General features: G+C 70.8%; 21 protein-coding genes and 2 CRISPR repeat arrays. Of the genes, 7 read left to right on the forward strand and 14 right to left on the reverse strand.

Annotated elements, in window-relative coordinates:
- Positions 1-279 precede the first annotated feature (279 nt).
- Genes CMC5_RS31660 through CMC5_RS31670 form a run of 3 tightly spaced genes read right to left on the reverse strand, consistent with a single transcriptional unit; the run spans position 280 to position 6,225 of the window.
- Positions 280-3,549, reverse strand: a complete 3,270-nt coding sequence (locus CMC5_RS31660) for an error-prone DNA polymerase (RefSeq protein ID WP_050433894.1) — start codon at positions 3,547-3,549, stop codon at positions 280-282.
- Positions 3,537-5,357 (reverse strand): Y-family DNA polymerase, encoded by a 1,821-nt coding sequence (locus tag CMC5_RS48720; protein WP_050433895.1) that lies wholly within the window; start codon positions 5,355-5,357, stop codon positions 3,537-3,539. Before CMC5_RS48720 ends, CMC5_RS31660 begins: the two co-directional genes overlap by 13 nt.
- Before the next feature lie 10 nt (positions 5,358-5,367).
- Positions 5,368-6,225, reverse strand: a complete 858-nt coding sequence (locus CMC5_RS31670; RefSeq protein ID WP_245677855.1) for a DNA recombination/repair protein RecA — start codon at positions 6,223-6,225, stop codon at positions 5,368-5,370.
- A 388-nt stretch (positions 6,226-6,613) separates the two neighbouring features.
- Here CMC5_RS31670 and CMC5_RS31675 point away from each other — a divergent pair, with 388 nt between their 5' ends.
- Together CMC5_RS31675 and CMC5_RS31680 are read left to right on the forward strand one after the other, a co-directional pair.
- Entirely contained in the window at positions 6,614-7,330 is a 717-nt protein-coding gene (locus CMC5_RS31675; RefSeq protein ID WP_050433897.1) for a hypothetical protein, read from the forward strand.
- A gap of 114 nt (positions 7,331-7,444) precedes the next feature.
- Positions 7,445-8,089 carry a hypothetical protein gene (locus tag CMC5_RS31680; RefSeq protein ID WP_156339007.1) on the forward strand — a complete coding sequence of 215 codons (645 nt, stop codon included), beginning with the start codon at positions 7,445-7,447 and terminating at the stop codon, positions 8,087-8,089.
- Positions 8,090-8,175: 86 nt separating this feature from the next.
- Here CMC5_RS31680 and CMC5_RS31685 read toward each other — a convergent pair whose 3' ends face one another.
- Both CMC5_RS31685 and CMC5_RS31690 read right to left on the reverse strand, forming a co-directional pair.
- Positions 8,176-9,081: a class I SAM-dependent methyltransferase gene (locus CMC5_RS31685; protein WP_156339008.1), complete on the reverse strand. Its 906-nt coding sequence runs from the start codon at positions 9,079-9,081 to the stop codon at positions 8,176-8,178.
- Positions 9,082-9,270: 189 nt separating this feature from the next.
- A complete protein-coding gene (locus CMC5_RS31690; RefSeq protein WP_050433900.1) occupies positions 9,271-9,972 on the reverse strand; it encodes an SMI1/KNR4 family protein in 702 nt (233 codons plus the stop codon).
- Positions 9,973-11,043: 1,071 nt separating this feature from the next.
- A CRISPR array of direct repeats spans positions 11,044-11,460; the repeat unit is 37 nt; unit sequence CCCGCAGTCCGCTCCCCGCTGATGAGGGGATTGAAAC.
- Between the two features lie 95 nt (positions 11,461-11,555).
- Positions 11,556-11,887: a CRISPR direct-repeat array (repeat unit 37 nt; unit sequence CCCGCAGTCCGCTCCCCGCTGATGAGGGGATTGAAAC).
- A gap of 138 nt (positions 11,888-12,025) precedes the next feature.
- Between CMC5_RS31690 and CMC5_RS31695 the strand changes: the two genes are divergently transcribed.
- Positions 12,026-12,607, forward strand: a complete 582-nt coding sequence (locus tag CMC5_RS31695) for a Uma2 family endonuclease (RefSeq protein WP_050433901.1) — start codon at positions 12,026-12,028, stop codon at positions 12,605-12,607.
- Positions 12,608-12,697: 90 nt separating this feature from the next.
- On the opposite strand, the gene CMC5_RS31700 is transcribed toward CMC5_RS31695, so the two are convergent.
- On the reverse strand, positions 12,698-13,615 hold the full coding sequence (locus CMC5_RS31700; protein ID WP_050433902.1) for a LysR family transcriptional regulator: 918 nt from the start codon (positions 13,613-13,615) through the stop codon (positions 12,698-12,700).
- Positions 13,616-13,758: 143 nt separating this feature from the next.
- Here CMC5_RS31700 and CMC5_RS31705 point away from each other — a divergent pair, with 143 nt between their 5' ends.
- On the forward strand, positions 13,759-14,217 hold the full coding sequence (locus CMC5_RS31705; RefSeq protein ID WP_169796722.1) for a nuclear transport factor 2 family protein: 459 nt from the start codon (positions 13,759-13,761) through the stop codon (positions 14,215-14,217).
- Between the two features lie 55 nt (positions 14,218-14,272).
- Here CMC5_RS31705 and CMC5_RS31710 read toward each other — a convergent pair whose 3' ends face one another.
- The 4 genes from CMC5_RS31710 to CMC5_RS31725 all read right to left on the reverse strand — a co-directional run bounded on the left by CMC5_RS31710 (position 14,273) and on the right by CMC5_RS31725 (position 18,574).
- Positions 14,273-15,235: an STAS domain-containing protein gene (locus CMC5_RS31710; RefSeq protein WP_050433904.1), complete on the reverse strand. Its 963-nt coding sequence runs from the start codon at positions 15,233-15,235 to the stop codon at positions 14,273-14,275.
- A 398-nt stretch (positions 15,236-15,633) separates the two neighbouring features.
- Positions 15,634-16,482, reverse strand: a complete 849-nt coding sequence (locus CMC5_RS31715) for a class I SAM-dependent methyltransferase (RefSeq protein ID WP_050433905.1) — start codon at positions 16,480-16,482, stop codon at positions 15,634-15,636.
- Between the two features lie 76 nt (positions 16,483-16,558).
- Positions 16,559-17,404, reverse strand: a complete 846-nt coding sequence (locus CMC5_RS31720; protein WP_169796723.1) for a class I SAM-dependent methyltransferase — start codon at positions 17,402-17,404, stop codon at positions 16,559-16,561.
- A 273-nt stretch (positions 17,405-17,677) separates the two neighbouring features.
- Positions 17,678-18,574, reverse strand: coding sequence for a helix-turn-helix domain-containing protein (locus CMC5_RS31725; protein ID WP_050433907.1), 897 nt, complete (start codon positions 18,572-18,574; stop codon positions 17,678-17,680).
- Between the two features lie 82 nt (positions 18,575-18,656).
- Here CMC5_RS31725 and CMC5_RS31730 point away from each other — a divergent pair, with 82 nt between their 5' ends.
- Complete coding sequence (locus CMC5_RS31730) at positions 18,657-19,331, forward strand: glutathione S-transferase family protein (protein ID WP_050433908.1); 675 nt, start codon at positions 18,657-18,659, stop codon at positions 19,329-19,331.
- 41 nt (positions 19,332-19,372) lie between these two features.
- The gene (locus CMC5_RS31735) at positions 19,373-19,945 is read left to right on the forward strand and encodes a methylated-DNA--[protein]-cysteine S-methyltransferase (RefSeq protein WP_050433909.1); all 573 of its coding nucleotides are present in this window, start codon (positions 19,373-19,375) and stop codon (positions 19,943-19,945) included.
- 6 nt (positions 19,946-19,951) lie between these two features.
- Here the strand turns inward: CMC5_RS31735 and CMC5_RS31740 are convergent, their stop codons facing one another.
- Positions 19,952-21,127 (reverse strand): citrate synthase, encoded by a 1,176-nt coding sequence (locus tag CMC5_RS31740; RefSeq protein ID WP_082363553.1) that lies wholly within the window; start codon positions 21,125-21,127, stop codon positions 19,952-19,954.
- A gap of 197 nt (positions 21,128-21,324) precedes the next feature.
- On the opposite strand from CMC5_RS31740, the gene CMC5_RS31745 reads away from it, so the two are divergent.
- Positions 21,325-22,806 carry a citrate synthase family protein gene (locus CMC5_RS31745; protein WP_050433910.1) on the forward strand — a complete coding sequence of 494 codons (1,482 nt, stop codon included), beginning with the start codon at positions 21,325-21,327 and terminating at the stop codon, positions 22,804-22,806.
- Between the two features lie 15 nt (positions 22,807-22,821).
- On the opposite strand, the gene CMC5_RS31750 is transcribed toward CMC5_RS31745, so the two are convergent.
- The 3 genes from CMC5_RS31750 to CMC5_RS31760 form a co-directional block, all read right to left on the reverse strand.
- Entirely contained in the window at positions 22,822-23,415 is a 594-nt protein-coding gene (locus CMC5_RS31750; RefSeq protein WP_050433911.1) for an RES family NAD+ phosphorylase, read from the reverse strand.
- A 53-nt stretch (positions 23,416-23,468) separates the two neighbouring features.
- The gene (locus CMC5_RS31755) at positions 23,469-24,080 is read right to left on the reverse strand and encodes a hypothetical protein (RefSeq protein WP_050433912.1); all 612 of its coding nucleotides are present in this window, start codon (positions 24,078-24,080) and stop codon (positions 23,469-23,471) included.
- A 177-nt stretch (positions 24,081-24,257) separates the two neighbouring features.
- Positions 24,258-26,168, reverse strand: coding sequence for a potassium transporter Kup (locus CMC5_RS31760; RefSeq protein ID WP_050433913.1), 1,911 nt, complete (start codon positions 26,166-26,168; stop codon positions 24,258-24,260).
- Positions 26,169-26,255: the final 87 nt, after the last annotated feature.

Consider the following 26,255-nt stretch of genomic DNA (forward strand, 5'->3'; position numbering starts at 1 on the left):
CGAGGGCTCACGAGCGCGATGCCGAGGAGGAACCGTCGCGCTGGCTCGTGTGTCAGACGGCGCGCGTCGTCACCGTGGTGCGTGAACGAACCACGCCGACCTCTCGAACGTTCTCCGCGACGTCACCGTGAGGTCCGAACGGATGACCCTCGCTGACTTCCTGCCAGCGTGGATGCAAAGGCGCGTCGTGGGAGCAGCCGGTGGCTCCAAGGCAAAGGCGCGTCGTGAGCCTTGCCCGTGTCGGTGGCGAAGATGGCGCGCCTCAGCGTGCGCGCCATCTCAGTGGAAGTCCCGCGACCGCGCCGGCACGTTCCCCCCGCCCGGCAGATCCAGCCGCTCCAGCTCCCGCGCCAGCACGTGGATCACCTCGCCCTGACGCTCCACCCGCCCGGCCACCAGCATGATCTTCGCGTGCCGCGCCACCTGGTAGCTGTCCGCGAAGAGCTGCTTCTGCACGATCACGTTCACCGTCCCCGTCTCGTCCTCCAGCGTCACGAACGTCACCCCGCTCGCCGTCGGCGGCCGCTGCCTCCCCACCACCAGCCCCGCCAGCCGCACGCTCTCCCCGTGCTGTAGCTGCGGCAGCTCCTCGGCCCGCCGCACCCGCCGCCGCCGCAAGGACGCCCGCAGGTGCCGCATCGGATGATCATCGACCGACAGCCCCACCCGCCCGTAGTCCAGGCTGAGCTGCTCCAGCGGCGCCAGCGCCGGCAGCCCCACCGGCTTCTCCGCCTCCAGCGGCACCCCCTCGAACAGCCCTCCCAGCCGCGGCGCCCGCGCCTGCCACAGCGCCTCCCGCCGTGACGGCGAGAGCCCTTCCAGCGCCCCGGACTCGGCCAGCGCCTCGATCTCGTTCTTCTTCAGCCCCGCGCGCCGCACCAGATCTTCGAGCCCCGCGAGCGGCGCCTCCTCGCGCGCGGCCACCACCGCCCGCCCAGCCGCCTCCCCCAGCCCCTTGATCAACCGCAGCCCCAGCCGCATCGCCGGCTGCGCTTGCGCTCCCCCCAGCGCATGCTCTCCCCCGTCCACCTGCGGCTTCCCCGCCTCCGCAGCCTCCTCCAGCGTGCAGTCCCAGTCGCTCTTCAGCACGCACACCGACCGCACCTCCACCCCGTGCCGCTGCGCGTCCTGCACCAGCGCCGACGGCGTGTAGAACCCCATCGGCTGCGAGTTCAGGATCGCACACACGAACGCCGCCGGATGATGCACCTTCAGCCACGCCGACGCGTACACCAGCAGCGCGAAGCTCGCCGCGTGCGACTCCGGGAACCCGTACTCCCCGAACCCCTGGATCTGCTGGTACAGCATCTCCCCGAAGCGCGCCGAGATCCCTTGCGCCACGAACCCTCGCAGCAAGCGCTCCCGGTGCCGCGCCAGCCGCCCGTGCTTCTTCCACGCCGCCATGTCGCGCCGCAGCTGATCCGCCTCGCCGGGCGTGTAGCCCGCTCCCACCATCGCGATCTGCATCACCTGCTCCTGGAACAGCGGCACCCCCAGCGTCCGCGCCAGGATCGGCTCCAGACAGGCGTGCGGTGACACCGGCGCCTCTTCCCCCGTCCGCCGCCGCAGGTACGGATGCACCATCCCGCCCTGGATCGGACCCGGGCGCACGATCGCCACCTCGATCACCAGATCGTAGAACGTCTTCGGCTTCAGCCGCGGCAGCATCGCCATCTGCGCCCGGCTCTCGATCTGGAACACCCCCACCGTGTCCGCGTGGCAGACCGCCTCGTACACTTCCGGATCCTCCGGCGGGATCTGCGCCAGCGCCAGGATCGGCTCGAAGCTCCCCTGCCCTGCCAGCGCGTCCCCCAGCGGCGCCATCCCCCGCCCGTGCAGGAGCCCCAGCGTCTTCCGGATCGCCGTCAGCATCCCCAGCCCCAGCACGTCGATCTTGAAGAAGCCCAGCTCGTCCAGATCGTCCTTGTCCCACGGGATGACCGTGCGCCCCTCCATCCGCGCCGGCTCGATCGGCGCCACGTGGTGCAACGGCGCCGACGACAGCACGAACCCGCCCACGTGGATCGACAGGTGCCGCGGGAACCCCTCGATCGCTTGCGCCATCAGCACCGTCTGCCGCACCCGCGCGTCCAGCGGATCCAGCCCCGCCTCGGCCACCCGCTGCTCGGACACATCGATCTCGTGGTACGTCGACAGCCCGCTCAACCTGTCCAGCTGATCCAGCGACAGCCCGAACGCCTTCCCCACCTCCCGCAGCGCGCTCTTCCCCCGGTAGCAGATCACCTCCGACACCATCGCCGCCCGGTCTCGCCCGTAGCGCGCGTAGATGTCCTGGATCACCTCTTCTCGACGCTCGTGCTCGAAGTCCACGTCGATGTCCGGCGGCTCGTTCCGCTCCTCCGACAGGAAGCGCTCGAACAGCAGGTTCGACCGCGCCGGGTCCACCGCCGTCACCCCGAGCACGAAGCACACCGCGCTGTTCGCCGCGCTCCCGCGCCCCTGGCAGAGCACCCCGCGCGCCCGCGCCATCTTCACGATCTCCTGCACGCTCAGGAAGTACGGCGCCACCCCCAGCTTCTGGATCAGCAGCAGCTCCTTCTCGATCTGCGCCTGCACGGAACTCGGCGTCTCCCCCGGATACCGCTCCTTGCACCCCTCCAGGGACAGCCGCCGCAGCGCCTCGTCCGCCGACTCCCCTGGCAAGCACAGCGTGTCGCTCGGAAAGCTGTAGCGCAGCTCCGACAGCGAGAACCGACAGCGCTCTGCCACCTCCACCGTACGCGCCACCCAGCCCGGTTCGTCCCGGAACAGCGCCGCCATCTGCCCGGGCGCCCGCAGCGCCGCCTCCGCATTTGCCGCCAGCAGCGTGCCCGCTTGATCCAGCGTCGTCCCGCGCCGGATGCACGCCAGCACATCCGCCACCGGCTTGCGCGACGGGTGGTGGTACAGCGGCCGCGCCGACGCGATCACCGACACCCCGAACCGCGCTGCCATCGCCCTCGCCGCCGCGGCCCGCGCCGGGTCCCGCCCATCCAGCCGGCGCCACGTCGCCACGTGCACCCGCTCCCCGAACCCCTCGCGCAGCGGCCCCAGCACCGCCTCCCACGCCTCCATCGGCACCGCCGGATCCAGCGGCACCACCGCCGTCAATCCCGCCGCTGCCGCGGCCACCGCCTCCACCCCGATCCCCGCGTCCCCCTTCTCGTGCTCCGCGTGCGCCGCCGTCAGCAACCGGCACAGGTTCGCGTACCCCGCGTGCTCCTCCACCAGCAACGCCACCGACGGCACTGGCCCGGCCGCACCGCGCCCCCGCGCCCCCTCCGCCACCTTCGGCACCTCCGACGACGACGGCGCCAAGGTCGGCTCGAGCGTCAGCTCCGAGCCCACGATCACCCGCTGCCCCAGCTTCTTCGCCGCGCTGTGCGCCCGCGCGCTCCCGTAGAGCCCGTTCCGATCGCACAGCGCCAGCGCGGCCAGCCCGATCTCACCGGCCCGCTCGCACAGCTCATCCGGGTGCGAAGCCCCTTCGAGAAACGAAAAACTGGAGCGCCCCAGAAGCTCCGCGAACGACGCGCTCACTCGCACCATCCCTGCAAGAATGCCTCACCCGAGGCCCGATCCACATAAATCCACGCCTCCCCCGCCGGACCGAGCGCCCCCTGGCGCCCCTCCCCCACCCCGCCCGAGCGCCCCCCGCCCCCCGCAGACGCTGGCGACGCCGCCGAGAACCACGCCTTGAAGTAGTCCCGCGACACCGGCGTCGACGTCCACCACTCCACCCCGTCGAGCCGCATCACGAAGCGCATCCCCTCCACCGAGAAGATCTGCCGATCCACCGCCACGATCGCCCCGCGCCCCACCTGCCCCAGCGGGATCGCCCGCGGCAGCATCCGCGCCGGCGCGGGCAGCGCCATCGCATCCGGCGCCTCCGGATCCACCACCTTCCCCGCGGCCGCGGCCTCCAGCGACGCCGGCACCAGCCGCGAACGCGCCTCGGGCCGGTGCGCGTCCACCACCTCCAGCACCCCCACCCGCTCGGCCCCGATCTCCGCCGACAGCTCCGCCAGCAGCGCCGGCAAGCTGTCCGGATCCGCGCACCGATCCCGCGACAGATCGAGCTGCACCCGCCGCGCCGGCACGATCTGCACCGCCGTCAACCGCACCCCCACCGCCGGCGCCAGGAGCGCGATCTGCTCCAGCCGCGCCTTCAGTGGACGCAGCAGATCCGCCGCGTCCGCGAGCGGCGCCGGCAGCTCGATCGCGAACCGCAGCGCCTCCACGTCCTCCCCGTCCGCCAGCGGCCGATCCAGATCGAGCGCGCGCAGCCGCGCCACCGACCGATCGTAGGGAATCATCACCTCCAGCAGCCCCGTCGCCTCCCCGCGCGCCTCCAGCCGCGCCCCGAGCCGCGACGTCATCCCCCGCAGCACGAACAGCAGCGACTCTGCCCCCTCGACCCCGTCCTCGAACGACGCCTCTTCCTCCAGCACCCGCGGCGGCTGGAACGGCTGGAGCGGCGCCGGATCGAACCCCCCCGTGAGCGCCATGATCTCCGCCGCCGCCTTGCCCAGCCGCGCCGCCGCCGCCGCCCGCGGCAGCTTCGCCAGATCCCCCACCTTGAGCAGCCCCACCCGCACCAGGAAGCTCGCCACCTCCGCGTCGAGCGGCAGCGCCTGCACCGGCAGCGGCGAGAGCGCATCGGCCCCGCGCCCGGGCGGCGCGATCAACCACCGCGACGAACCCCCGCCCTCGCCCTCCGCGCGCGCACCTTGCGCCGATGACGCACGCCCCGGAGCGGCGCCACCCATCCCTTGCGACACCACCCCCCAGCGCGCCAGCGCCTGCGCGATCCGCGGCCCGTCGGCGATCGCGATCCGCGCCCGGTGCCCCAGCACCGACAGCCGCTCGGCCAGCTCGTCGCACAGCGCCTCTTCGCCCCCGACCAGATGCGCCGCGCCCGTGATGTCGAGCCACACCGTGTCGTACGGCCCCTTTCCCCACGCGCACCGATCCCCCGCCTCGATCTTCGTCCCGAGCTGGATCGCCGCCGTCGGCCCCAGCGCCAGCGCCACCTCGGCCACCCGCCCCAGCGCCGCGTCGATCTCCGCGAACGTCACCCGGTGCACCGCCAGGTGCGCCACCAGCGCCGACGCCTCCGTCACCCGCTGCCCGGGCCGCACCCCGTAGCGACGCGCCTCCTCGTTCACCACGTCGATCACCGCCGTCGCTGGCAGCGCCTCGCGCCCCTCGCCTTCGGCCCCCACGGCGTGCACCGACGCCTCCAGGATCACCGACAGCGGCCCCTTGCTCCCGGGCGCCACCGCTCCTCGCTGACCCACCAGCTCGCACGCGAGCTGAGGGAGCACGATCGCCGCGATCCTCCGTGCAGTGCTCATCGCAACCCCCTCACGCGCTCCGCGGCCACGCCGCCGTCACCGAAGACCCCGCCGTCGATCCTGCCGAAGCCCCTGCCGCCGCCGACCCCATCACCACGCCCGCCGACGTGAGCGGCCCACCCGCCGACGCCACCGGCCGCAGCGGCACCGCCGCCGGCGCCGTCACCCGGCCCTGACGATCCTTCGCCACCCGCACCGACAGCCGCCCCTCATCGAGCCGATCCACCTCGATCCGCATCGACACCGGCAACGGCATCGGCCGCGCCGCCAGCCGATCGGTCAACAGCAGCACCGTCGCATCGCTCCCCTCCACCGCCAGCGACAGCTTCCGCACCACGTTCAGCCAGCGCCCCAGATCGGCGCCTTCCTCTGCGCTCCCTCGCTCCCGGTCCGCGCGCGTCGCCTGCTGCCGCGACCCCCGCGAAACCGGCACCCCGCGCGAACGCCCCACCACACTGCGCGCCCCGGGCACCCCGAGGGTGTCCACCACCAGCACCGAGAACGACCCGCTCGACGCCATCCGCACCGCCACCCGCGCCAGCGACTCCAGCGGAGGCCGCACCACCAGCAACCGACCGAGATCGACCCCCGCCGCTGCCACTGCAGGTGCGTACAGTGTCGACATCACATCGATCCACGCACACCACGCCCCATCGCTCGTCGCCCCACCCCGCAGCCGCGCCTCTGCCTGTGCGGAAGCACACGCCGACAGCGCGATCGAGGTCGCCCGCCCCAGTCCCCGCGGGCTGGCGATCTCCACCACGCCCCCCCGAGGAATCCCGCCTTCCGGGAGCACCTCGTTGATTCCCACGAGCCCGAGCGGCAGCGCCTTGGCACGCCCTTCCAGTTCAGGCAGGGTGTGGCGCAACAGGTCCCGAGAAATCGTTGCGGGCAACGGCATACTGAACACGTTACCAGTAAGCCATCCTCAGGCCAAGTCCATGGCGGACAGGGAATGTCCTAGCCGCTCTGCCACGCGACGTCGCCCCGCGCCCACCTCCGTGACGTCGACCCGCGCTCGCCACCTCGACGCCCACCCGACGGCGCTCCTCCGACGACGCCCACCCGACGGCTCCCCTCTGATGCTCCTCGTGCTCATCGTGCGCCAGCAGCGGCATCGCTCGTTCCGCGCGCGGCATCACCAGGCCATGGCCTCACCCGTCATGGCCTCCCAGGCCCGATCGAGGGCCTGCAACGGTCGTCCTGCCTCCGCTTCATGACGTCACGAGCGCGGAGGGTCGGTTAGCCTCGCGGCCATGGCCTCCAAGAACCACCCGAACGATGAGCCCCTCATCGGAAACTGGAGCCTCTCCCTCGACTGGCTCGACCTGCTGATCCTCATCGTCATCGTCACCGCCGCCATCTCCGCGCAACACGCCCTCGGGCTGGACTCGCTCCGCCCCCGTTACGTGGGCCTCATGCTGGCCCCCCTGGTGCTCGGCGCCCTCGTGGCGCGACGCAAGCTCCTCCCCGTGCGGCGCGCTCCCGTGAAGAAGGGGCTCACGCTGGTGGGCGTGCTCTCCCTCTTCCTCATGGTCCCCGGCGTGATCGTGGGCGCCTTCGGCGCATTCATGTGGTGGAGAGGGATGCAGGAGGAACCACCTCGGGTCGACGAGTCCCTGGTGCAAATGGAGGCCGAGCTGCGCGCCAGCGCGACGCCGCTCGAGGTCGTCCCCGTCGTCGACGGCGTGGCCTTGCCGTCCGACCATGGCGAGCCCAGCGCCGGAGACACCGAGGCCCTCTTCGCCGCCCTCAGGGACGCCAAGACACCGTCGACCGACGTCCTCGCACGTCACAAGGCCGAAGTACGCCACCAGCATGAAGAAGAACTCGCCACGCGCTTCGCCGAGCGGCGAGCGGAGAACAACACCAGGGCGCTCTGGTGTGCCGCCATCAGCGCGCTGGCCATCGTGCTCGGTGGCTTCCTCGACAGCCGCCGAGCGCGTCACGCACCGACCCCAGAAGGCGCCTGACCGCCCGAACCGGGTCGGCGTGCAGCCCGGACCCATGCCCACGCGCGCAGGTCCACCGTCACACCAGCGCAGGTCCGACGCAGGGAGGACTGCGATCCGGTGTACCGTGGCCGCGTGCGCAGGCTCCTCATCTCTCCTCGCTCCGCGTGGCTTTCCCTTGCGTGGCTCCCCCTCCTGCTGACTTCAGGCCTGCTCTCGGGCTGCCTCTCTCACGCCTCCGAGGCCGGCCCCAGCGATCCCACCCACGAGCACGCCGCATCGAGCAGCGCCGCGCAGCGCGACGTCGACCCCCAGCACCGCCGCCATGACACCTCTGGCACGCCCCGCGTCCGCGCCAGCGCCGTCCCCGCGAGCACCTGGACCGCCTGCTACCGCGACTTTCAGCCCGAAGGCGACGCCCCCACCGATCTGGAGCGCCTGGCCACCGCCTGCGGCGCCATCACGGGCCTGTCACCGATCACCCCCGTCCACCTCGGCGCCCCCCAGAGCGCCGACGATCCCTCCGCACGTCTCACCTTCCGGGCACGCGCGGGCCACTGCTACCGCTTCTTCTCCGTGGGCACCGCCGACGTCGCCGATCTCGACGTCGCCGTGTTCGATGCCGACGGGCACATCGTCGCCGCCGACGCCTCCGACGATCGCTTCCCCGTCGTCCCCCCGCGCGGGCCCCTCTGCGCCGAGGACGACGGCACGTACGCGCTGGAGATCGCCGTCATGCGCGGCAAGGGCAGCTTCGTGATGCAGGTCTGGAGCGACTGAGCCCGGATCGCCGTCCCGCGCTTCGATACGTCACGCTTCGATACATCGCGCTTCGAAGGTCAGGCCGGGCGTCGCGCTTCGAGGGGTCAGGCCGGGCGTCGCGCTTCGAGGTTGAGCGGCACGTAGTCCAGCACCAGCGCAGGATCCGCCTGCCGGGCCTTCGCCACCACGGTGTCCACGAAGGCGGCGCGCGTGGCGTCATCCGGGAGCCTCGCCAGGTGGGAGCGCAGCAGCACCTTGTCGAGGAAGGAGCGCAGCGCCGTCGCGCCCGGCATCGGGGTCGGCACCTGCTCCAGGTAGGTCCGCACCGGCGCGAAGCCAGCGTCACGCAAGCGGGTGGCGCTGAGCTCCGCCGGGGCGAGCTCCCAGGGCTCGGTCCAGCCCTCGAAGAACCGCGCGTAGCCAGGCTCGTGCATCAAGCGCTCGGCGGGTTCGAGCACGCGGCGCATGCTCCCTGCGCCGCCGCACTGCGCGTGCAGCCGACCCCCTGGCCGGAGCGCGGCGAACAGGTTCCGGAAGAGGCGCGGATGATCGAGCAGCCAGTGGAAGACCGTCGTGCTGAAGATCACGTCCACCGGCCCCACGTGGAGCGACTCCTGCACATCGGCGACGTGGAAGCTCACGCGGTCGCCGTAGGCCGCCAGGTTGTGGCGCGCCTCCTCCAGCATGTTCTGCGAGCGATCCACGGCGATCACGCGCCCTTGCGGCAAGCGATCCAGGAGCGCCGCGGTGAGCCGCCCCGAGCCACAGCCGGCGTCCACCACCACCTCGTCTCCGCGGAGGTAGAGCCGCTCCAGCACGCGCGACCCCCACTGGAACTGCGGATCGGAGATGCGGTGGTACGTGGACGCATCCCATTCCACGAGCTTGTCGTCGCTCTTTCCGGCCACCTGCCAGCCCCCGGCAGCGACACGCCCATCGACGGCGACGCGCCCATCGACGGCGACGCGCCCATCGACGGCGACGCGCCCATCCATGCGGAGTTCACTCATGACCTGCTGCTCCTTCGCGTTGGACCCCTTCCTTGACACGGCCGCGCGCGCCGTCGACCGGCGGAGCACGACGCCGCACGACCTCGCAGCGCGCACGCCGTCCTGGTCGACGGCGTCGCCGTCAGGGCCTTCGCGTCCCGGCCATCCTCGCGCGCCTCACCGCACCGAGGCGCGAGGCACCCGGAAGTCTCAAGGCACCCGGAAGTACTGACGCCCCCTCTCGGCGAGCTGCGCTGCATCGAAGGTGAGCGGCTCACTCGACCAGGCCTCGAAGCGCTCACGCTCTCGTTGCTCCCCGCGCGTGGCCACGAGCAACTCCAGGTACGACGCGAAGTCCGTCGTCGCCGCCTTCGGTTCGAGGCAACCCGAGCTGATCAGCTTCACCACCCGCGCCCGCTCCGGATCGTCGAAGAGCACCAGCGCCATCGCCGCATCCTCGTTGCTGCGCCGCAGGTGAAAGTCGAACGGGAAGATGCGCCGCGCGAGATCGGCATGCGCGAGTTCGTCCCCCGCGAAGCGCGCCGGCTCGTCCCCGAGGACGACGAACTCGCGCGGCCACTGGGTGAACGCGACGATCTCCTCCAGCGGCGGGATGAGGATCCCGTGCGTCTGCTCGGGGTGGAAGTAGTCGCTCTGCGGCTCCTGGTCGATGTACGCCATCCACAGCTCGCCGGGCAGCTCACGCGGCGCGCGCCAGAAGACGGTGACGCCGTTCATCTCGCGGAAGAACGTGTGCGCCGCGGCGGGCAGCTTCCCCCCTGCCTCGCGTTCGAGCGCCTCGATCCGCTCCTCGGAGAGCCCAGGCGGAATCGCAGCGTCAAGGACCTGGATGCAAGGGTGACGTCGCAGGTCCTCGATCAAGGCCTCGAAACGCGGTCGGTAGTGCAGCAAGGGACGTCCTCCAGTGGAAAGCACGCCCGGTGGCGCGCGACAGGAGGGCAGGCCACGAGGCGAGGCATTCCCAGAGAAGCCTCCCAGCCACGCTCGCGTGAACCCCACACCCCACCGAGCCGAGTTCACCAGGCCCGTCGACGGAAGTCACGGGTCCCTGTCGCAGCCCGTGCGCGCCTGGACGGCTCACGCGCCGTCTCCGAGCCGCCACCGCACCAGACGTGGGTAACATCACGGTTCATCCGTGGGGGCGTGTGTTCCCTCGGAGGAACCCCGCTCCCAGAACTTCGGCGCGTGTGTTCCCTCGGAGGAAACCCTCCTCCCAGAACTTCGGCGCGTGCCTTCCCTCGGAGGAAGCCTGCTCCCAGAACTTCGGCGCGTGTGTTCCCTCGGAGGAACGCCGCTCCCAGAATTTCGGCGCGTGTGTTCCCTCGGAGGAAACCCTGCTCCCAGAACTTCGGCGCGCGTGTTCCTTCGAGGGAAGGCGCTCCCCACGGCTCGGAGGTGGGATTTCTTGCGAGGACGGCATCTGCGAAGGAAAGCCGGCCCACCTTGCCCTGGTGTCCATCGGGCTGGTGTCCATCGGGGAACCCCGAGCGTGTGGCGAGACGGCAGGATGAGGGTGGGCCTTCGCCGTTCGTCCGTGGGGTTGGAGCGATGGCGTTCCGCTCACGATGGATGAGGAAGGTCAAGGCGGGGAGGTTCGCTCGGGCGCGGAGGTGGTCGGGCGATGCGTGATGAGGAGGGAGAAGGGAGAGGGAGGTGAGGGCGCGACCAGGTAGCGGCGGGCGGAGAGATGCTCGGGCGGAGATGACGAGCGCAGGCGTCGTGTGCCCGGCGGGGGTGGGAGCGTCCAGTGTCCCCGCAGTAGCGTTTCCACTCTCGACACACGGGATTGCCCGGACGAGGGTGGATGAGGAGGCCGGGAGGGCGATGGCGCTGTACGACCGGCGCGGCGTCAGGCAAAATTCTGAGAACCGAAGGGGGTTTTGAGCAGGTTTGAGGTTCTCAGAAAAACGATGCCTCCAAGCCAGCACCGACCAACGTGATTTCAAGCACTTAGCGGAGCGCCCCGCAGTCCGCTCCCCGCTGATGAGGGGATTGAAACAGGCTTTGGAGCGCCTGAAGGCGCCCGGCGCTACCCCGCCCGCAGTCCGCTCCCCGCTGATGAGGGGATTGAAACCGCACCTCGTCCCTGCGCAGGAGTGGCGCCTCGTCCTCCCCGCAGTCCGCTCCCCGCTGATGAGGGGATTGAAACCACAATGCGCAACGTACCCTCACTGTCGATCTCGATCTGACCCGCAGTCCGCTCCCCGCTGATGAGGGGATTGAAACGCTACTGGTGTCACCACCCTCCCGTGAAGGTCAGCCACTCCCGCAGTCCGCTCCCCGCTGATGAGGGGATTGAAACTCGCATCGACCGCGTGGAGGGCTTTCGTCGCAGCCTTGACCCGCAGTCCGCTCCCCGCTGATGAGGGGATTGAAACCTGGAGGTGCCGCTCCTGGAGGCCCGCAGTCCGCTCCCCGCTGATGAGGGGATTGAAACGTGAACTGGGGTAGCTGGCCGTTCCAGCGACGCTGCGCCCGCAGTCCGCTCCCCGCTGATGAGGGGATTGAAACACTTGACGGATGCGATCCCTGATGGGGTCTTCGGCGACCCGCAGTCCGCTCCCCGCTGATGAGGGGATTGAAACTGCTCAGGCATCTGCGACTGGGAGGTGCTTTCCGCCCCGCAGTCCGCTCCCCGCTGATGAGGGGATTGAAACTTGTTGTCGAAGTACCCCTGGACCGCAGCCGCCGAGTCCCGCAGTCCGCTCCCCGCTGATGAGGGGATTGAAACCAAGCGGATACGTGCCGGTGCCGGTTGAGCTGTATTGCCCCGCAGTCCGCTCCCCGCTGATGAGGGGATTGAAACCCGAGGGGAAGCGAATCGAAGCCGAGCCCCATCGGTACCCCTTCCTGGCTCCAGACGGCATGGCCAAGCTCGCTGCGCCTCGACCGCAGCCACGCTGCTGAGCCGCGCATCGTCCAGAAATGCGCTAGGATCGCCGGGATGGGAGACCCCGCGGAGCAGCGGCCCGCGCCGGCCACGTACGCCGATCTCGAGGCGGTACCAGCGCACCTGGTTGCTGAGATCCTGGCTGGCGTGCTCCACACCTTCCCTCGGCCCGGACCTCGGCACGCCAGCGTCGCATCGCGTCTCGGCATCGATCTAGGTGGCCCATTCGACCGGGGGCGCGGAGGACCAGGCGGCTGGTGGATCCTCTTTGAGCCCGAGCTGCATCTCGGCGGTGACGTGCTCGTCCCCGATCTTGCCGGCTGGCGCGTGGAACGCATGCCGGACCTCCCGGATGCGGCCTTCTTCGTCTTGCCGCCGGACTGGATCTGCGAGGTCCTGTCCCCGTCGACCGCCGCTCACGACAGGTACGGCAAGCTCCCCGTCTACGCGCGAGAGGGGGTCACGTGGGTCTGGCTCGTCGACCCCGTCGAGCGGGCCCTCGAGGTCCACCACCTCGGCTCACGAGGACGCTGGGAAGTCGAGATGGTTGTTCGCGGTGACGTCAGCGTCCGAGCGGCGCCCTTCGACGCCATCGAGCTGGACCTCGCAGCCCTGTGGCCACGAAGCCGCGGATAGGGGAGCGCCCAGCCCGGAGGGTGCCAACCATCTCGGGCTGCGCTTGCGTCGACCCTGCACGCCGAGCTCAGCGCCCGCCACGCTCACCCCTCAACCTGCCGCGGAGGGCGTCGGGCGGTGCCGCTTCATCTCGGCGATGAACGAGGCGGTGTGCGGCGAGCCGCCCGCGCGCGCGGTCGCGGCGGACCAGTCGAGCCACAGGCCGCCTCCGATTCGCAGGGCGACGACCTCGCGTCGGGCCAGGTCGGGCTCGGCGAACCAGCGGGGGCAGACGGTCACGCCCAGGTTGGCGCGCACCATCTCCAGGGGCGCTCCGGAGGCGTAGGCGAGTGGCGTGACCCGCGTGAACGAGACGCCGTCGGCGGCCAGGGTGTCGCCGAGGGGGGTGCCGGGCGCGAAGCTGTCGGGCGCGCCCCAGTACGCTTCGGCGGCGAGATCGCGCGCGCGGACCTGACGACGGCGCGCGAGGGGATGGCGCGGGCTGACGAGAGCGACCAGCTCGTCGCGGAAGAGGGGGGTGAACTGCACCCGGTCGTCCGAGGGGGCGTCGCCGGCGTCGCCGACGACGAGGGCGAGATCGATGGCGCCATCGCGGAGGGCGTCGAGGGGGGCGACGCCGGCTTCACCGACGATCGAGACCTGGGTGTCGGGGTGCGCTCGGGACCAGCTTTCGAGGACGGGCGGGAGCCAGTGGTAGGTCTGCATGCACGCGGTGGTGATGCGCAGGGTGCCGGTGTGGCCGGCGAGGAGGAGCCGTGTCTCGGCCTCGGCGCGCGCGAGGTCGGCGAGGACGGCGCGGGCGGTGTGCGTGAGGCGTCGGCCTGCGGGTGTGACGTGGAGGCGGCGCCAGCGGCGCTCGAAGAGCTGGCCGCCGAGTCGGTCTTCGAGGTCGCGGAGCTGGAGGCTGAGGGCGGAGGCGGACAGATGCAGTCGCCTGGCCGCAGCGTGGAGGGACCCCAGGTCGTCGATGGCCACGAGCAAGTGGAGATGCCTGAGGTCGAGGCGCATGCGGTGAGCGTGCCTCGACATCCTGGTGAGAACAACGCGCTTTACGGGATCGAGGGCGGCGCCGCATGGTCAGGCACATGCGCGCCTGGCTGCTTCTCGTGATGGGGTTCCACCTGGCCGGCTGCGCGGGGAGATCTTCGACGATGCCCAGCACAACGGCAGTACGAGACACCATCGAGCGGTTCCACGATGCGGTGAACCAGCGGAGAGCCGACGTGATCGCGACGCTGTTCGCCGAGAAGGGGGTGTGGGAAGTCGCGCCGCCCTATGGCCTCCGGTTCGCAGGGAGGAGCGCGATCGAGGCGGGGATCACGGGTACGCTCGACGCGACCGAGGTGCTGGTGCAGTCGTGCGGGCCGATCGTCGTCGAGTTCGTCGACGCCACCCACGCAACGGCGCGCACGTCGATGCAGGAGTTTGGTCGGCTCCGGGATGGGACGTCGATGCACGTGGCTGGGACGTACCACGATGCGCTGGAACGCCAGGACGATGGGGCGTGGCGGTTCGTTCATCGGCGGTTCGTGGCGCACTACGCGGATGATCTGCCGGTGCCTGGGAGGGCGCTGTTCCCCTCCGCGCTGGCGCCCGCGTCGTCGCCGTGAGGTCGGTGTCGCGGGTGTCGCGGGGAGGAGGAGCGGCGGGGGCGACTCCAGGAGGTCAGCGGGCGCGGCGGGATTTCTCGGCGGTGGCCCAGGCGATGCCGCTCTGGAGGGTGCCGTGGGTGATGATGCCGTGGAGGTCGATGCCGAGACCGACGAGGGTCTGGGCGACCTGGGGGCTGATGCCGGTGAGCACGGTGCGCGCGCCGAGGAGGCTGACGCCCTTGGCGGCGCGGAGGAGGGCGTCGGCGACGGCGGAGTCGACGGTGGAGACGCCGGTGATGTCGAGGATCACGGTGTGACAGCGGAGCGAGACGACGCCTTGCATCAGGTTCTCCATGACCTGCTGGGCGCGGCGGCTGTCGACGGTGCCGATGAGAGGCATGACGACGACGTCGTCGCTGATGGGGATGAGCGGGGTGGAGAGCAGCTCCAGGGCCATCGCTTGGGCGCGGATCAGCTCTTCGGTGAGCCGGGTCTGCTCGGCCTGGGCGCGCTTCTGCTCGGTCAGGTCCTGGGTCACCGAGGCGAGGGCGATGGGCTCGCCGGTCTCGCTGTCGTTGATGGAGAACACGGTGTAGCGGACGGGGAAGAGCGCGCCGGTCTTCATGTTGCGGAAGCGGTAGTCGCCGGCCCAGCGGCCACCCTTCCTCAGCTCGGACAGGATGTTCGCCTCGACGAAGGGAAGATCCTCCGGGTGGAAGTAGTCAGGGACGATGGTGCGCTGGGCGGCCTCGTCACCGTCGATGCCCATCATCTTCTGGCCGGCATCGTTGAGGTACTTCACGTGCCCGTCGGGTGTGGCGAGGCCGATGAAGTCGGAGCACTGGTCGAGGATGGCGATGAGAAGCTGTTGCTCTCGCTCCATGGCGCGGAGGCCGTCGAGTTCGAGGCGCAGTCCGGCGAGCGCGCGGTCACGTTCGGCGAGCGCTCCTTCGAGCTCCGCCACGCGGCGCTGGAGGGCCTCCACGTTCTCGTCGGCGCCAGCATGCGCAGACGTCTCCTTGTGCGGATCGTCCATGGTTGCTTCGTCCCGTCTCCCCAAGTGAAGGAATCATGAGCAAGCGTCGCGCCGCGCGACCCTGAGCGCGGTCACGGCTGCCGTCTCGGTCCGGCCTGCTCGTGGCAAACGGACCGAGGATAAGCGTTTCGGTTCCACCAACAACGGGATGGCGCCATCGATTCCGAGGGGCCTGTTGTGGCGATCACAGCCGCGAGCGTACACCCGCGGAGGCGGGCGTCACACGGGGTGAGCCCGCGCCCACGCGGCGCTGGCGAGAGGACGCCACCTTGGAGAGACGGTGGAGGGGTGAGAATGCCTGGAGGCATGGCGTGCGGACGTCATGCAAGGCGAGGGGTCGTGCGTCGACGTGGCGGGTGGTGCGGGCGATCGCGCCGACGAGGACGCTCCTCAGGGGCTCAGCTCGGGCGCCGGGCGCACAGATCGAGGCAGATGTAGTCGAGCACGTACGGCGGATCGTCCTTCGCTATCATCTCCGTCAGCGTGTCCAGGAAGGCGGTTCTCGCGCTGTCGTCCGGGAGCCTCTCCAGGTGGTGCCGCAGGATCACGCGCTCGATGAAGAGGCGCATCGGCGGGGCACTGGGGTACACGATCGGCACGCTCTCGGTGGCGGTCTCCACGTCGACGAAGCCAGCGCGCCGGATGCGGGCGGCGCTGATGTCGGCGGCTGCGAAGTCCCAGGGGTCGGTGAAGCCCTCGAAGCAGGGGGCGTACTCCGGGCGGTGCATGAGGGTCCTCGTGTCTCGCTGCAGCCTGCGCAGGGTGCCGTCGCCGCCGATCTGGGCGTGCAGCCTGCCGCCGGGTCGGACCGAGGCGAACACGTTGCGGTAGAGGTGGTCCTGGTCGAGCACCCAGTGGAGGGCGGTGGTGCTGAAGAAGACGTCGACGGGCTCCTCCGCGACGAACGTCTGCAGGTCGGCGGCGAGGAAGGAGACGCGGTCGCCGAAGCGGGCGAGGGTGTGGCGCGCTTCGTCGAGCATGTTCTGCGAGCGGTCGACGGCGATCACGCGGCCTCGGGGGAGGCGCTCGAGGAGCTCCGCGGTCAGCCGCCCGGAGCCGCAGCCCGCGTCGATGACCACCTCGTCTCCGCGGAGCCGGAGGCGGCTCAGGGCGCGCATGCCCCAGCCGTACTGGGGGTCGGAGATGCGGTGGTAGGTGGACGCGTCCCACTCGAAGTTGCGGGCCTCGGTGGCGTCTGCATGTCGCCGGAAGGCGACGGTGTCCTGGGTCGTGCACTGGTCGTTCATGGCTGTTCCTCCCGTAAGCGCGTGCGGCTGGTGCTTCTGGATCGCGGGTGTCGAGGGGGGAGGTGGTTCATGGGGTTCACGCCGGGCGGCGGGCCTTCAGGTTGAGGCGGACGTAGTCGAGCACGTAAGGGGGCTCGTCCTCACCCGCTTGCGCCATCAAGGTGTCCAGGTAGGCGTTTCGCGTGGCGTCGTCCGGGAGCTTCGCGAGGTGGTGCCGGAGGACGACGCGCTCGACGAAGATGCGCATGGCAGGCGCGTCGGGGAACGGGGTGGGCTCCTGTTCGAGGTCGGTCTCGATGGCCTCGAAGCCGGCGGTCTGCAGGCGGGTGGTGCTGGTCTGGGGGGAGGCGAACTCCCACGGGTCGGTCCAGCCCTCGAAGTAGCGCGCGTAGTCGGGGTGGCGCATCAGCGCTTCGGCGCGGCCGTGCATGCGGTCGAGGTTGCCAGCGCCGCCGCACTGGGCGTGCAGCCGGCCAGCAGGTCGGAGCGAGGCGAACACGTTGTGGAAGAGGCGCTGGTGGTCGCGGATCCAGTGGAAGGTGGCGGTGCTGAAGACGACGTCGACGGGCTCCTCGGAGGGCTCTTCTTGCAGGTTGGCCGCGCGGAAGGTGACGCGATCGCCGAAGGGGGCGAGGGTCTGGCGCGCCTCGTCGAGCATGTTGAGGGAGCGGTCGACGGCGATCACCCGGCCGCGAGGGAGGCGTTCGAGGAGCTTCGCGGTCAGGCGCCCGGAGCCGCAGCCGGCGTCCATCACCACCTCGTCCCCGCGCAGGGTCAAGCGATCGAGGACGCGCATGCCCCACCGGAACTGGGGGTCGGAGATGCGGTGGTAAGCGGTCGCGTCCCACTCGATGGGCCCCTCGTGGGTGGGCGTCGAGGGCTGTCCGGCGGTACGGCTCCCGTTCGTGGGGTGTTCGCTCATGCGTCGGTGCTCCTGGGGTTCGGGGGGGGCGTTCGCGTCAGGGCGCTGCTGGTTCGAGGTACCACGAACCGGAGATCTCGGGATGGAGGGGTCGCACGGAAGGAGCTGCAGGAGACGCCAGAGAGGACGCCGCGTGAGAGGTGCCTTCGAGCAGATCATGGTGTCGTCCGGGCGCAGAAGCACCCACCCCTGCGCGGTTTCAGGGAGGGCGCTCGTCGGCGTGGCGCTTCGACGGGGGCATGCGTCGGTGTTCGCGTTCAGCGAGGGCGCTCGTCAGGTCGGTGGTTCGTCAGGGCGAGGTGCGCGCGCAGCGGCGGCTTCCCGGCAGCGCGCGGCGTAGGCCGCAGGCGTGGCGCCGACGAGGGCCTTGAAGTCGCGGATGAGGTGCGCCTGGTCGTGGAACCCGAGCTCGGAGGCCAGCGCCGCCCAGGCCACATGTTCGCCGTGGGCCACGCGCTCGGCCGCTTCGTGCACGCGGGCGCGACGGATGACCCACTTGGGACCGACCCCCACGTAACGGTCGAACGCGCGGTGGAGCGAACGCAGCGATGTGCCCGCGAGCTTCGCGAGGTCCTCGGCGCGGGTGAGGGTGTGGTCTTGCTGGGCGCGCAGGGCGAGTTCCATGATCTCGCGCAGGCCGGGTTCGTCCGCGGGGTGGAGCGACGCGAAGAACGCTTCGACGAGCGACACGGCGCCTTCGCCGCCGCGCAGGGCACGCACCCGTCGTTCGAGGTGCGCGGCGGGACTCTCCAGGGGCTCGGGCGGGTCGAGCAGCGCTGGCGTGGGGGCGCGGTCCGGGGAGACGAGGGCGGTGTCGAGGGCAAGGCTGCGATCCTTCAGCGCACGCATGGGGACGCGCGAGAACGGGTAGAAGCCACCCGGGCGAAACTTCACGCCGAGCACCCACCCGCGGCCTTCGAGGCGCTGGAGCGAGCGCCGGGTGCCGACGCCGTGCACCTTGGTGAAGGCGGACTCGAACACGAGGTTGACGCACGGGTGCGGGAGCACCTCTTGCTCGAAGGGCGCCGGGAGGTCCCAGTCGACGCACCAGATCCAGTCGATCCACGCGGCGAGCGCGGGCGAGGGGGCGTGGCGCACCAGGCGGAAGTGCTCGAAGCCCGCTCTCGGGTTCAAGATGCCGTAGGTGGACCTGGGGGTGGAGGGCGACATGCCGACAGGGGCTCGACGTCTGGCGCGAATCTACAATACCGCTCGGGCCAGGGAGGATACACCCGGCCGCAAGGAGTCACCCATGATCACCCAGCTCATCGAAGGTCCCCGTAAGCGCGGCGAACTCGTCGTTTTCCATGCACCGAACAGCCGCTCGGTCGGAACGCTCACGCTGCTCGACGAGCTGGGCGCGAGCTACGAGCTGCGCGCGATCGACCTGCGCGCCGACGAGCAGCGCGAGCCGGCATACACGGGTGTGAATCCGCTCGGGAAGGTGCCCGCGCTGCTCCACGACGGGGTGCTGGTGACGGAGCAGGTGGCCGTCACGATCTACCTGGCAGACCGCTTCGCCGACGCCGGGCTCGCGCCGGCGCTCGATGATCCGGAGCGAGGGGCTTACCTGCGGTGGATCGCGTTCCAGGGTTCGAGCTTCGAGCCGGCGATGGTGGACAAGGCGATGAAGCGGACGCCTGCACCGCGCGGGGTGGCCACCTACGGCGAGGTCGAGCAGGTGCTGTCGACGCTGCTCGGAGCGCTGGAGCGTGGGCCTTACTTGCTGGGGGAGCGTTTTACCGCGGCTGACGTGCTCTGGGGCATATCGCTCGGGTGGCTGGTCTCCTTCGGGCTGGTGCCGAAGGAGCCGGCGGTCGTCGCGTACGTGGAGCGCATCAAGAGCCGCCCGAGCGTGGCGCGCGTCGCCGATCTCGATCGGACGCTGGTGGCGCGCTTCGACGCGGCGAAGGAGACTGCCGGGTAGCGGCACCAACGGGGGGGCACGAAAAGGTGGTAGAGGGGGCGATGGGCGCGCGAGGGCGGAAGGAGTGGGTCGTTTCCACGGCGCTGGGGCCGCTCAGGCTGCGGTGGAGCGAGCAGGGACTCACCGGCATCCGACTGCTGGAAGAAGACGAGCAGACCGCGGGCGCGATGGCTGCGACGGGCGCGACGAGCACCACTTCGAGGCCGCGCGACGCACACGACGAGGAGGTGCCCGACTTCGTGCGGGAGGCGGCAGCGCGGCTCGCGCAGCACGTCGCAGGGGAGCCGCAGGATCTCACGGGCATTCCGCTCGACATGCGCGGGCTGCCCGATTTCCATGTGCAGATCTACGAGGCGGCGCGGCGGGTCGGGCCAGGGCAAACGACCACGTACGGGGAGCTGGCGAAGCAGGTCGGCGCGCCTGGTTCGGCGCGGGCCGTGGGGCAGGCGATGGCGAAGAACCCGTTCATCGTGGTGATGCCATGTCACCGGGTGCTGGCCGCGGGGCAGCAGCCGGGTGGCTTCTCTGCGCCCGGGGGGCTCGTGACGAAGGAGCGGCTCCTCCGGCTGGAAGGGGCGCACATGGGGCCTCAGCAGCTCACGTTGCTGAGGTGAGCAGGCTCAGGAGGTCGCAGGGCGAGCGCCGACGTAGCGGGAGTTCGGGCGGATGAGGCGGCCGGTGCGGCGCTGCTCGTCGACGTGAGCACACCAGCCCGCGATGCGGCCGACGGCGAACGTGGGGGAGAAGAGCTCGCGGGGGAGGCCCACGGCTTCGAGGAGGACGGCGGTGTAGAACTCGACGTTGGCGCGGAGGGGGCGGTCGGGGTGCTTCACTTCGAGGGCGCGCTCGGCGGCCTTCTCCACGGCGCGCGAGAGGTCGAGGCGGACCGCGGCGCCGCCGTGGGCTTCGCGGGAGAGGCGCTCGATGGCGCGCTCCAGGACGGCCGCGCGGGGGTCGCGGACGCGGTAGATGCGGTGGCCCATGCCCATGATGCGGCGGCCGGCGGAGAGTTCGGCGGCGATCCAGGCGTCGGCGTGTTCGGCGGAGCCCACGGCGTCGAGCATGTCGAGCACGGGGCCAGGGGCGCCGCCGTGCAAGGGTCCCTTGAGCGCGCCGATGGCGGCGACGACGGCGGAGACGCGATCGGAGCCGGTGGAGGTGACCACGCGGGCGGTGAAGGTGGAGGCGTTCATGCCGTGGTCGGAGACGGTGACGAGGTAGGTGTCGAGGGCGCGGGCCTCGGCATCGCTCGCGGGGGCTCCGCGAACCATGCGGAGGAAATCCTCGGCCTGGCGCAGGCTGGGGTCGGGGGCGACGGGGGCTTCGCCGGCACGGAGGCGGGCCCAGGCGGCGGCGAAGGTGGCGGCGGCGCCTGCGATCGCGGCGGGAGCGGCGTCGCCGGCGAGGTGGGCGACGGCGGCGCGGAGGGCGTCCATGGCGTCGACCGCACGGAGGGCGTCGCCGAGGTGGTCGAGGCGAGCGAAGGCCTCGACGCGGCCAGCAGCGAGGGCAGCGCGCAGGGTCTCCCGGCCCTCGGGGCGCGGGAGGGCGCCTTGCCAGAGGAGGGCGCAGAGGTCTTCGAAGGTGACGTCGCCGCCGGCCGAGAGGGTTTCGAGGTCGTGGCCCGCGAGGAGGAGGTGGCCGCGCTCGCCGTCGACCTCGGACAGGGCGGTGTCGGCGACGACGATGCCATCGAGGCCGCCTGCGCGAGGCTGCCCGGGGCCCGGCTTCGGGGCGACGTCCGCTCCGCTGGGGCTGATGGCGCCGTTGAGTTCGGTCCTGTTCGTGTGGTTCATGGAAGTCTCCTCCATCCCGCTCGTTCGCGGCGGGTGCTGCGCGGCAAGCGCACCCCTGCGTTCAGGGGTGGCCGCTCCGCGGGGCCCGTTCGTGGTGTGACCACGCGCGCTGGCCCGTCCGGCACGCGCGGGACGACGCCCTGGGAGGGGCTCCGCGCGTGTCGCACGTCTCGCGTGGACGGGGATAATGTTGGGGAGTGGGCAAGGTTGATCAATCTCGAATCGACAATCAACCATCCGACTACCTGACGGGGGAGGAGGCGGCCGCGCTGCTCGATGTGAAGCGCGAGACGCTCTATGCGTACGTGAGCCGGGGGCTGTTGCGCGGGACGCCGTCAGGGCGAGGGCGCGCGCGGCTGTACCTGCGCGATGATGTGGAGCGGCTGAAGGTGCGGAGCGATGCGCGCTCGGGGCACGGGCCGGTGGCAGCAGCGGCGCTGCGGTGGGGGGAGCCGGTGCTGGAGTCGGCGCTCACCGGGATCGGGGCGAACGGGCCGCTGTACCGGGGTCACGAGGCGGTGGGGCTGGCGCGCGCGGGGGTGTCGTTCGAGGCGGTGGCGGAGCTGCTGTGGACCGGGGCGACGGACGCGCTGGGGGCCGCCGGGGCGGCTGGGGCGACGGGCGTGAAGGGGGCAGCCGGGGCGGCTGACGCGGCTGACGCGGCTGACGCGGCTGACTCGGCTGGCGTAGTGGAAGCGTCGGAGATGCTGGAAGCGACGGGGGGCTCGGAGGACTCGGGCGCGAAGGCACAGCCGCTCACGTGGGATGCGCCTCCCAGGCCGCCCGTGCAGCGCATCGCCGCGCTGCTGCACGAGGGGGCTCACCCGTTCACGACGCTGGCGGTGGCCATCGCGGCGCTCGGCGCAGGAGGCGCGGCGTCTCGCGCGCTCGCGGTTGGAGGGGAGGCGTCGGGCGAGGAGCTTTCGCACGCGCGGGCGATCGTGGGGGCGCTGGGAGCGCTGGTGGGGCTGGGCCGCGGGGTGGAGGCGGTGGAGGCGGCGCTGTCGGAGCGGTCGCTCGCGCGGCGGGTGCTGCGCGCCTTCGGGGGGCCGCTCGCGGAGAAGGCGGCGGCTGCGATCGATCAGGCGCTGGTGGTGTCGGCAGATCACGAGCTGAACGTGTCGACGTTCGCGGTGCGTGTCGCAGCCTCGGGGGGCGCCGATCTGTGGGCTTGCGTGACCGCCGGGGTGGCGGCGCTGTCGGGGGCACGCCACGGGGGGTGCTGCGATCTCGTGGAGGCGCTGATCGACGAGGCGGGGTGTCCGGAGCGGGCCGCGCAGGTGATCGAGGGGCGGCGCGCGCGGGGGCAGGATGTGCCGGGGTTCGGGCACCCGTTCTACCGGGCGGGGGATCCCCGGGCGGTGGTGCTCGTCGAGACGGCGCTCTCGCTGGAGACCGCAGGCGTGGCGAGGGAGTGCCGGTCTTCGCGGCTGGGGACGTTGCTCGCCCTGGTGGAGGCGACGCGCGCCGAGGGGCTGGAGCCGCCGTCGCTGGACGTTGGGCTCGCGGCGGTCTCGGCAGCGCTGGAGCTGCCCCGCGGGGCGGCGGCGGGGCTGTTTGCCATGGGGCGCACGGCGGGCTGGATCGCGCACGCCTTCGAGCAGCGGGCCGCGGGGTTCATGCTGCGGCCGCGGGCGCGCTACACGGGGCCGAGCGAGGCGCCCGAGGAGCACCCGTAGGGGGCGCGGGAAGGCTCAGACGAGACCGAAATCATAGCGGTTCAGGATGCTGGCCAGCAGCTTCGTGTGGTCGGGAGCGGCCAGGGTACCGAGCTTCTCGACATCGAGATCCGGGGCGATCCGATCGAAGAGCGCAGCGCAGAGTCGGCTTGGATCGTGACGGGAGCGATAGACGATGCCATCCGGTTTTTCCGGGTGCTCGTGAAGAGCCAGTATCCACCTCTGGGAGAGGTCGTAGGAGTCGCCGGATGTCAGACGCGAGTCAGCGCCGATGCGAGCGAGCCCCTCACTCGTCAGATCGACCAGCCGGAGCGCGCGCTTCGGTGTGATCTTCGCGAGCCCGCGGGCGGAGATCTCCGCCCACGGCACGAGCCGGTGCGCAGGTAAGCGCCCCATGGTCTCGATGAAAGAGCCGCGCGCATCTGCGGCAGCGTAGAGCACACCGAACTCTTCCCTCGGTGCGTCGAAGCGATTCGCTCCCGAGCGGCCGAAGAACATCGGCTCGTGCATCGTGCGGTGAATTCTGAACCACGCGCGGCGGAACTTGCGAATGAGGGGTTCGAGTCGAGCCCAGTCCGAAGGCGGGTTCGGGTGCGGATCCAGAGCCATTGCGTGGAGTCAGCCAGAGATGGCAAGACGGCGCCGGGACACGGACGGAGCGATCACCCCGCCCCCTGTTCCCCGAAAACCTGAGCGGCTCGAATCACTGGATCCAGCACGCCGCGGCGGAGCATGTCGAGCGGGCGCTTGCCGCCCAGGAGAGGATGGCTCGACAGAAAGAAGCGCATCCGGGTGAGAGGCGGGTCTCCTGCCAGGATCACCAGCACCTTGTCGATGTCCGGAAGCAGCATGGGCCCGACGAACTGCCAGGCGGGATATCCGTAGGTCTGGTGCTCCAGCTCCACGGCGATCAGCTCTCCTGCGCCCCGTCGCTCCTCGACCTCGTCGAGGGGGATCCGGAGCTGGATCGCGACTTCTCCGGCGTCGAGAAGACCGCCTTCATCGTCGAGGAGCGCTGCGAGGGCCTTCACGCCTCGAACACGCGCCGGAGCGAGCGGGTCCTTGAAGGCCCTGCGCGCGCTCGGCTGCTGCAGTGCCATGATGAGCGCCATGTAGTCGCTGGATGAGCGCTGGACCTGAGCGAGCTCGTCGGGCTGGAGTTCGGCGGCGAGGCTCTTGAGCGCGTTGGAACCGCGCTCCAGAAACTTTGCTTGGAGAGGCTTCAGTTCGCTCTCATCCGTCTTCTTGGTGGCCGAACTCTGTGCCCGTCTCATGACCCAAAAAGGGTGAGCCGGCATCCACCAGCCGTCAATCTTCTCCTGCCATCGAGGCGGACCAGCGGTTCCCAAGCCCCGCCAGCGGGTCCGCGGCACACCCTCGGCACAGCATGCTGGCTCCAGACGGCCTCGCAGGTGAGGCTGATGCCCTGCAGTCGGCTCGACAGCCACGAGCTACAGGTCGATCTGCATGCCCAGCTCGACGACGCGGTTCGGGGGCAGGCCGAAGTAGGCGGTCGCGGGGCGGGCGTTGCGCGAGATGAAGGCGAAGAGGACCTTGCGCCAGCGGGACATGCCGGAGTGGCCGTCGATGAGCAGCGTCTCGCGGCCGAGGTAGTAGCTGGTGCGGCGAGGTTCGATGGTGAGGCCGTAGGCGTTGCACATCGAGAGGACGGAGGGGGCGTTCGGTGTCTGCAAGAAGCCGTAGTGGGCGGTGACCTGGAAGAAGCCCTGGCCGAGATCGACGACGTAGACGCGGCGCTCGTCGGAGACCTCGGGGACGTTGGCGACCTGGATGGAGAGCAGCACGACCTGCTCGTGGAGCACCTGGTTGTGCTTGAAGTGGTGCAGGAGGGCGGGCGGGGTGCCATCCGGGTTCGAGGCCATGAACACGGCCGTTCCGCGGACGCGGTGGGGCGCGGTCTGCTTCACGTCGTCGAGGAAGGTCGCGAGGGGGAGGAGCGCGTTGCGGAAGGCTTCGGCGAGGTGCGCGCGGCCGGTCTTCCAGGTGGTCATCACCACGAACACAACGAGGCTCAAGGCGACAGGAACCCAGCCGCCGTGGAGGAATTTGGCCCAGTTGGCGACGAAGAAGGGGATGTCGAAGGCGAGGAAGAGCGCGGCGAGCGGGGCCGCCTTCCAGATGGACCATCCCCAGGCTTCGCGGACGACCACGTAGTAGACGAGGGTGGTGACGGTCATCGTGCCGGTGACGGCGATGCCGTAGGCGGCGGCGAGGCCGCTGGAGCTCTGGAAGCCGAGGACGAGGACCAGGCACACGACGAGCATCGCGGCGTTGATCTCGGGGATGTAGATCTGGCCGTGCTCGGTCCTGGAGGTGTGGACGATGGTGACGCGAGGGAAGTAGCCGAGCTGCACGGCTTGCTGCGTCAGGGAGTAGGCGCCCGAGATCAGGGCCTGGGAAGCGACGACGGCGGCGGCAGTGGCGACGATGACCGTGGGGTAGAGCGCCCACGAGGGGACGAGGGCGTAGAAGGGGTTCTGCGCCGCGGCGGGCTCGGCGAGCAGGCGCGCGCCCTGACCGAAGTAGTTGAGCAGCAAGGCGGGCCAGACGATCGCGAGCCAGGTGCGGACGATGGGAGGGCGCCCGAAATGGGACATGTCCGCGTACAGGGCCTCGCCGCCCGTGATGCAGAGGACGATGGAGCCGAGGATCAGGAAGCCGTGCCCTTTGTTCTCCAGGAAGAACGTCACGGCGTGGTCCGGGGAGATGGCGAGGAGGACGCCCGGGTTACGGACGATCTCCTTCAGGCCGAGCGCCGCGATGACGACGAACCAGAGCAAGGTGATCGGGCCGAAGATCCTCCCCACCCCGGCGGTGCCGCGCTTCTGCACGAGGAAGAGCGCGAGGATGATGCCGCAGGTGAGTGGGACGACGGCGGGCTTCAGCTTCATCGTCGCGACTTCGAGACCCTCCATCGCGGAGAGCACCGAGATGGCCGGGGTGACCACGCCGTCGCCGTAAAGAAGCGCCGCGCCGAAGAGGACGATGAGGAAGAAGAGCCGCCGCTTTGCGCTCGGTGTGCGGCCCTCGGGTCCCTCGCGCGTGGGGACCAGCGCGAGCAGGGCCAGGATGCCGCCTGCGCCCTCGTTGTCGGCGCGCGTGATGAAGGACAGGTACTTGACCGTGACCACCATCATCAGCGACCAGAACACCAGGGAGAGCACGCCGAGGATGTTCTCCGGGGTGACCGGGACGCGGTGCAGGCTCTGGGGGCTGAAGCACTCCTTCACCGCGTAGAGCGGGCTGGTCCCGATGTCGCCGTAGACCACGCCGAGGGCGGCGAGCATCAGCGTCCCCATGCGGGCCTTGCCGTGATCACCCTCGGTGGTGGAGGCTGTCATCGGCGGAGCACGCTAGCGCTTCCGCGAAGCGGGCTGATCAGGATCCGCTCCGGGCTCCGTTCGCTCGCCCCTCTCCTGCCCTGCCCC

Source organism: Chondromyces crocatus (assembly GCF_001189295.1).
GTDB lineage: Bacteria > Myxococcota_A > Polyangia > Polyangiales > Polyangiaceae > Chondromyces > Chondromyces crocatus.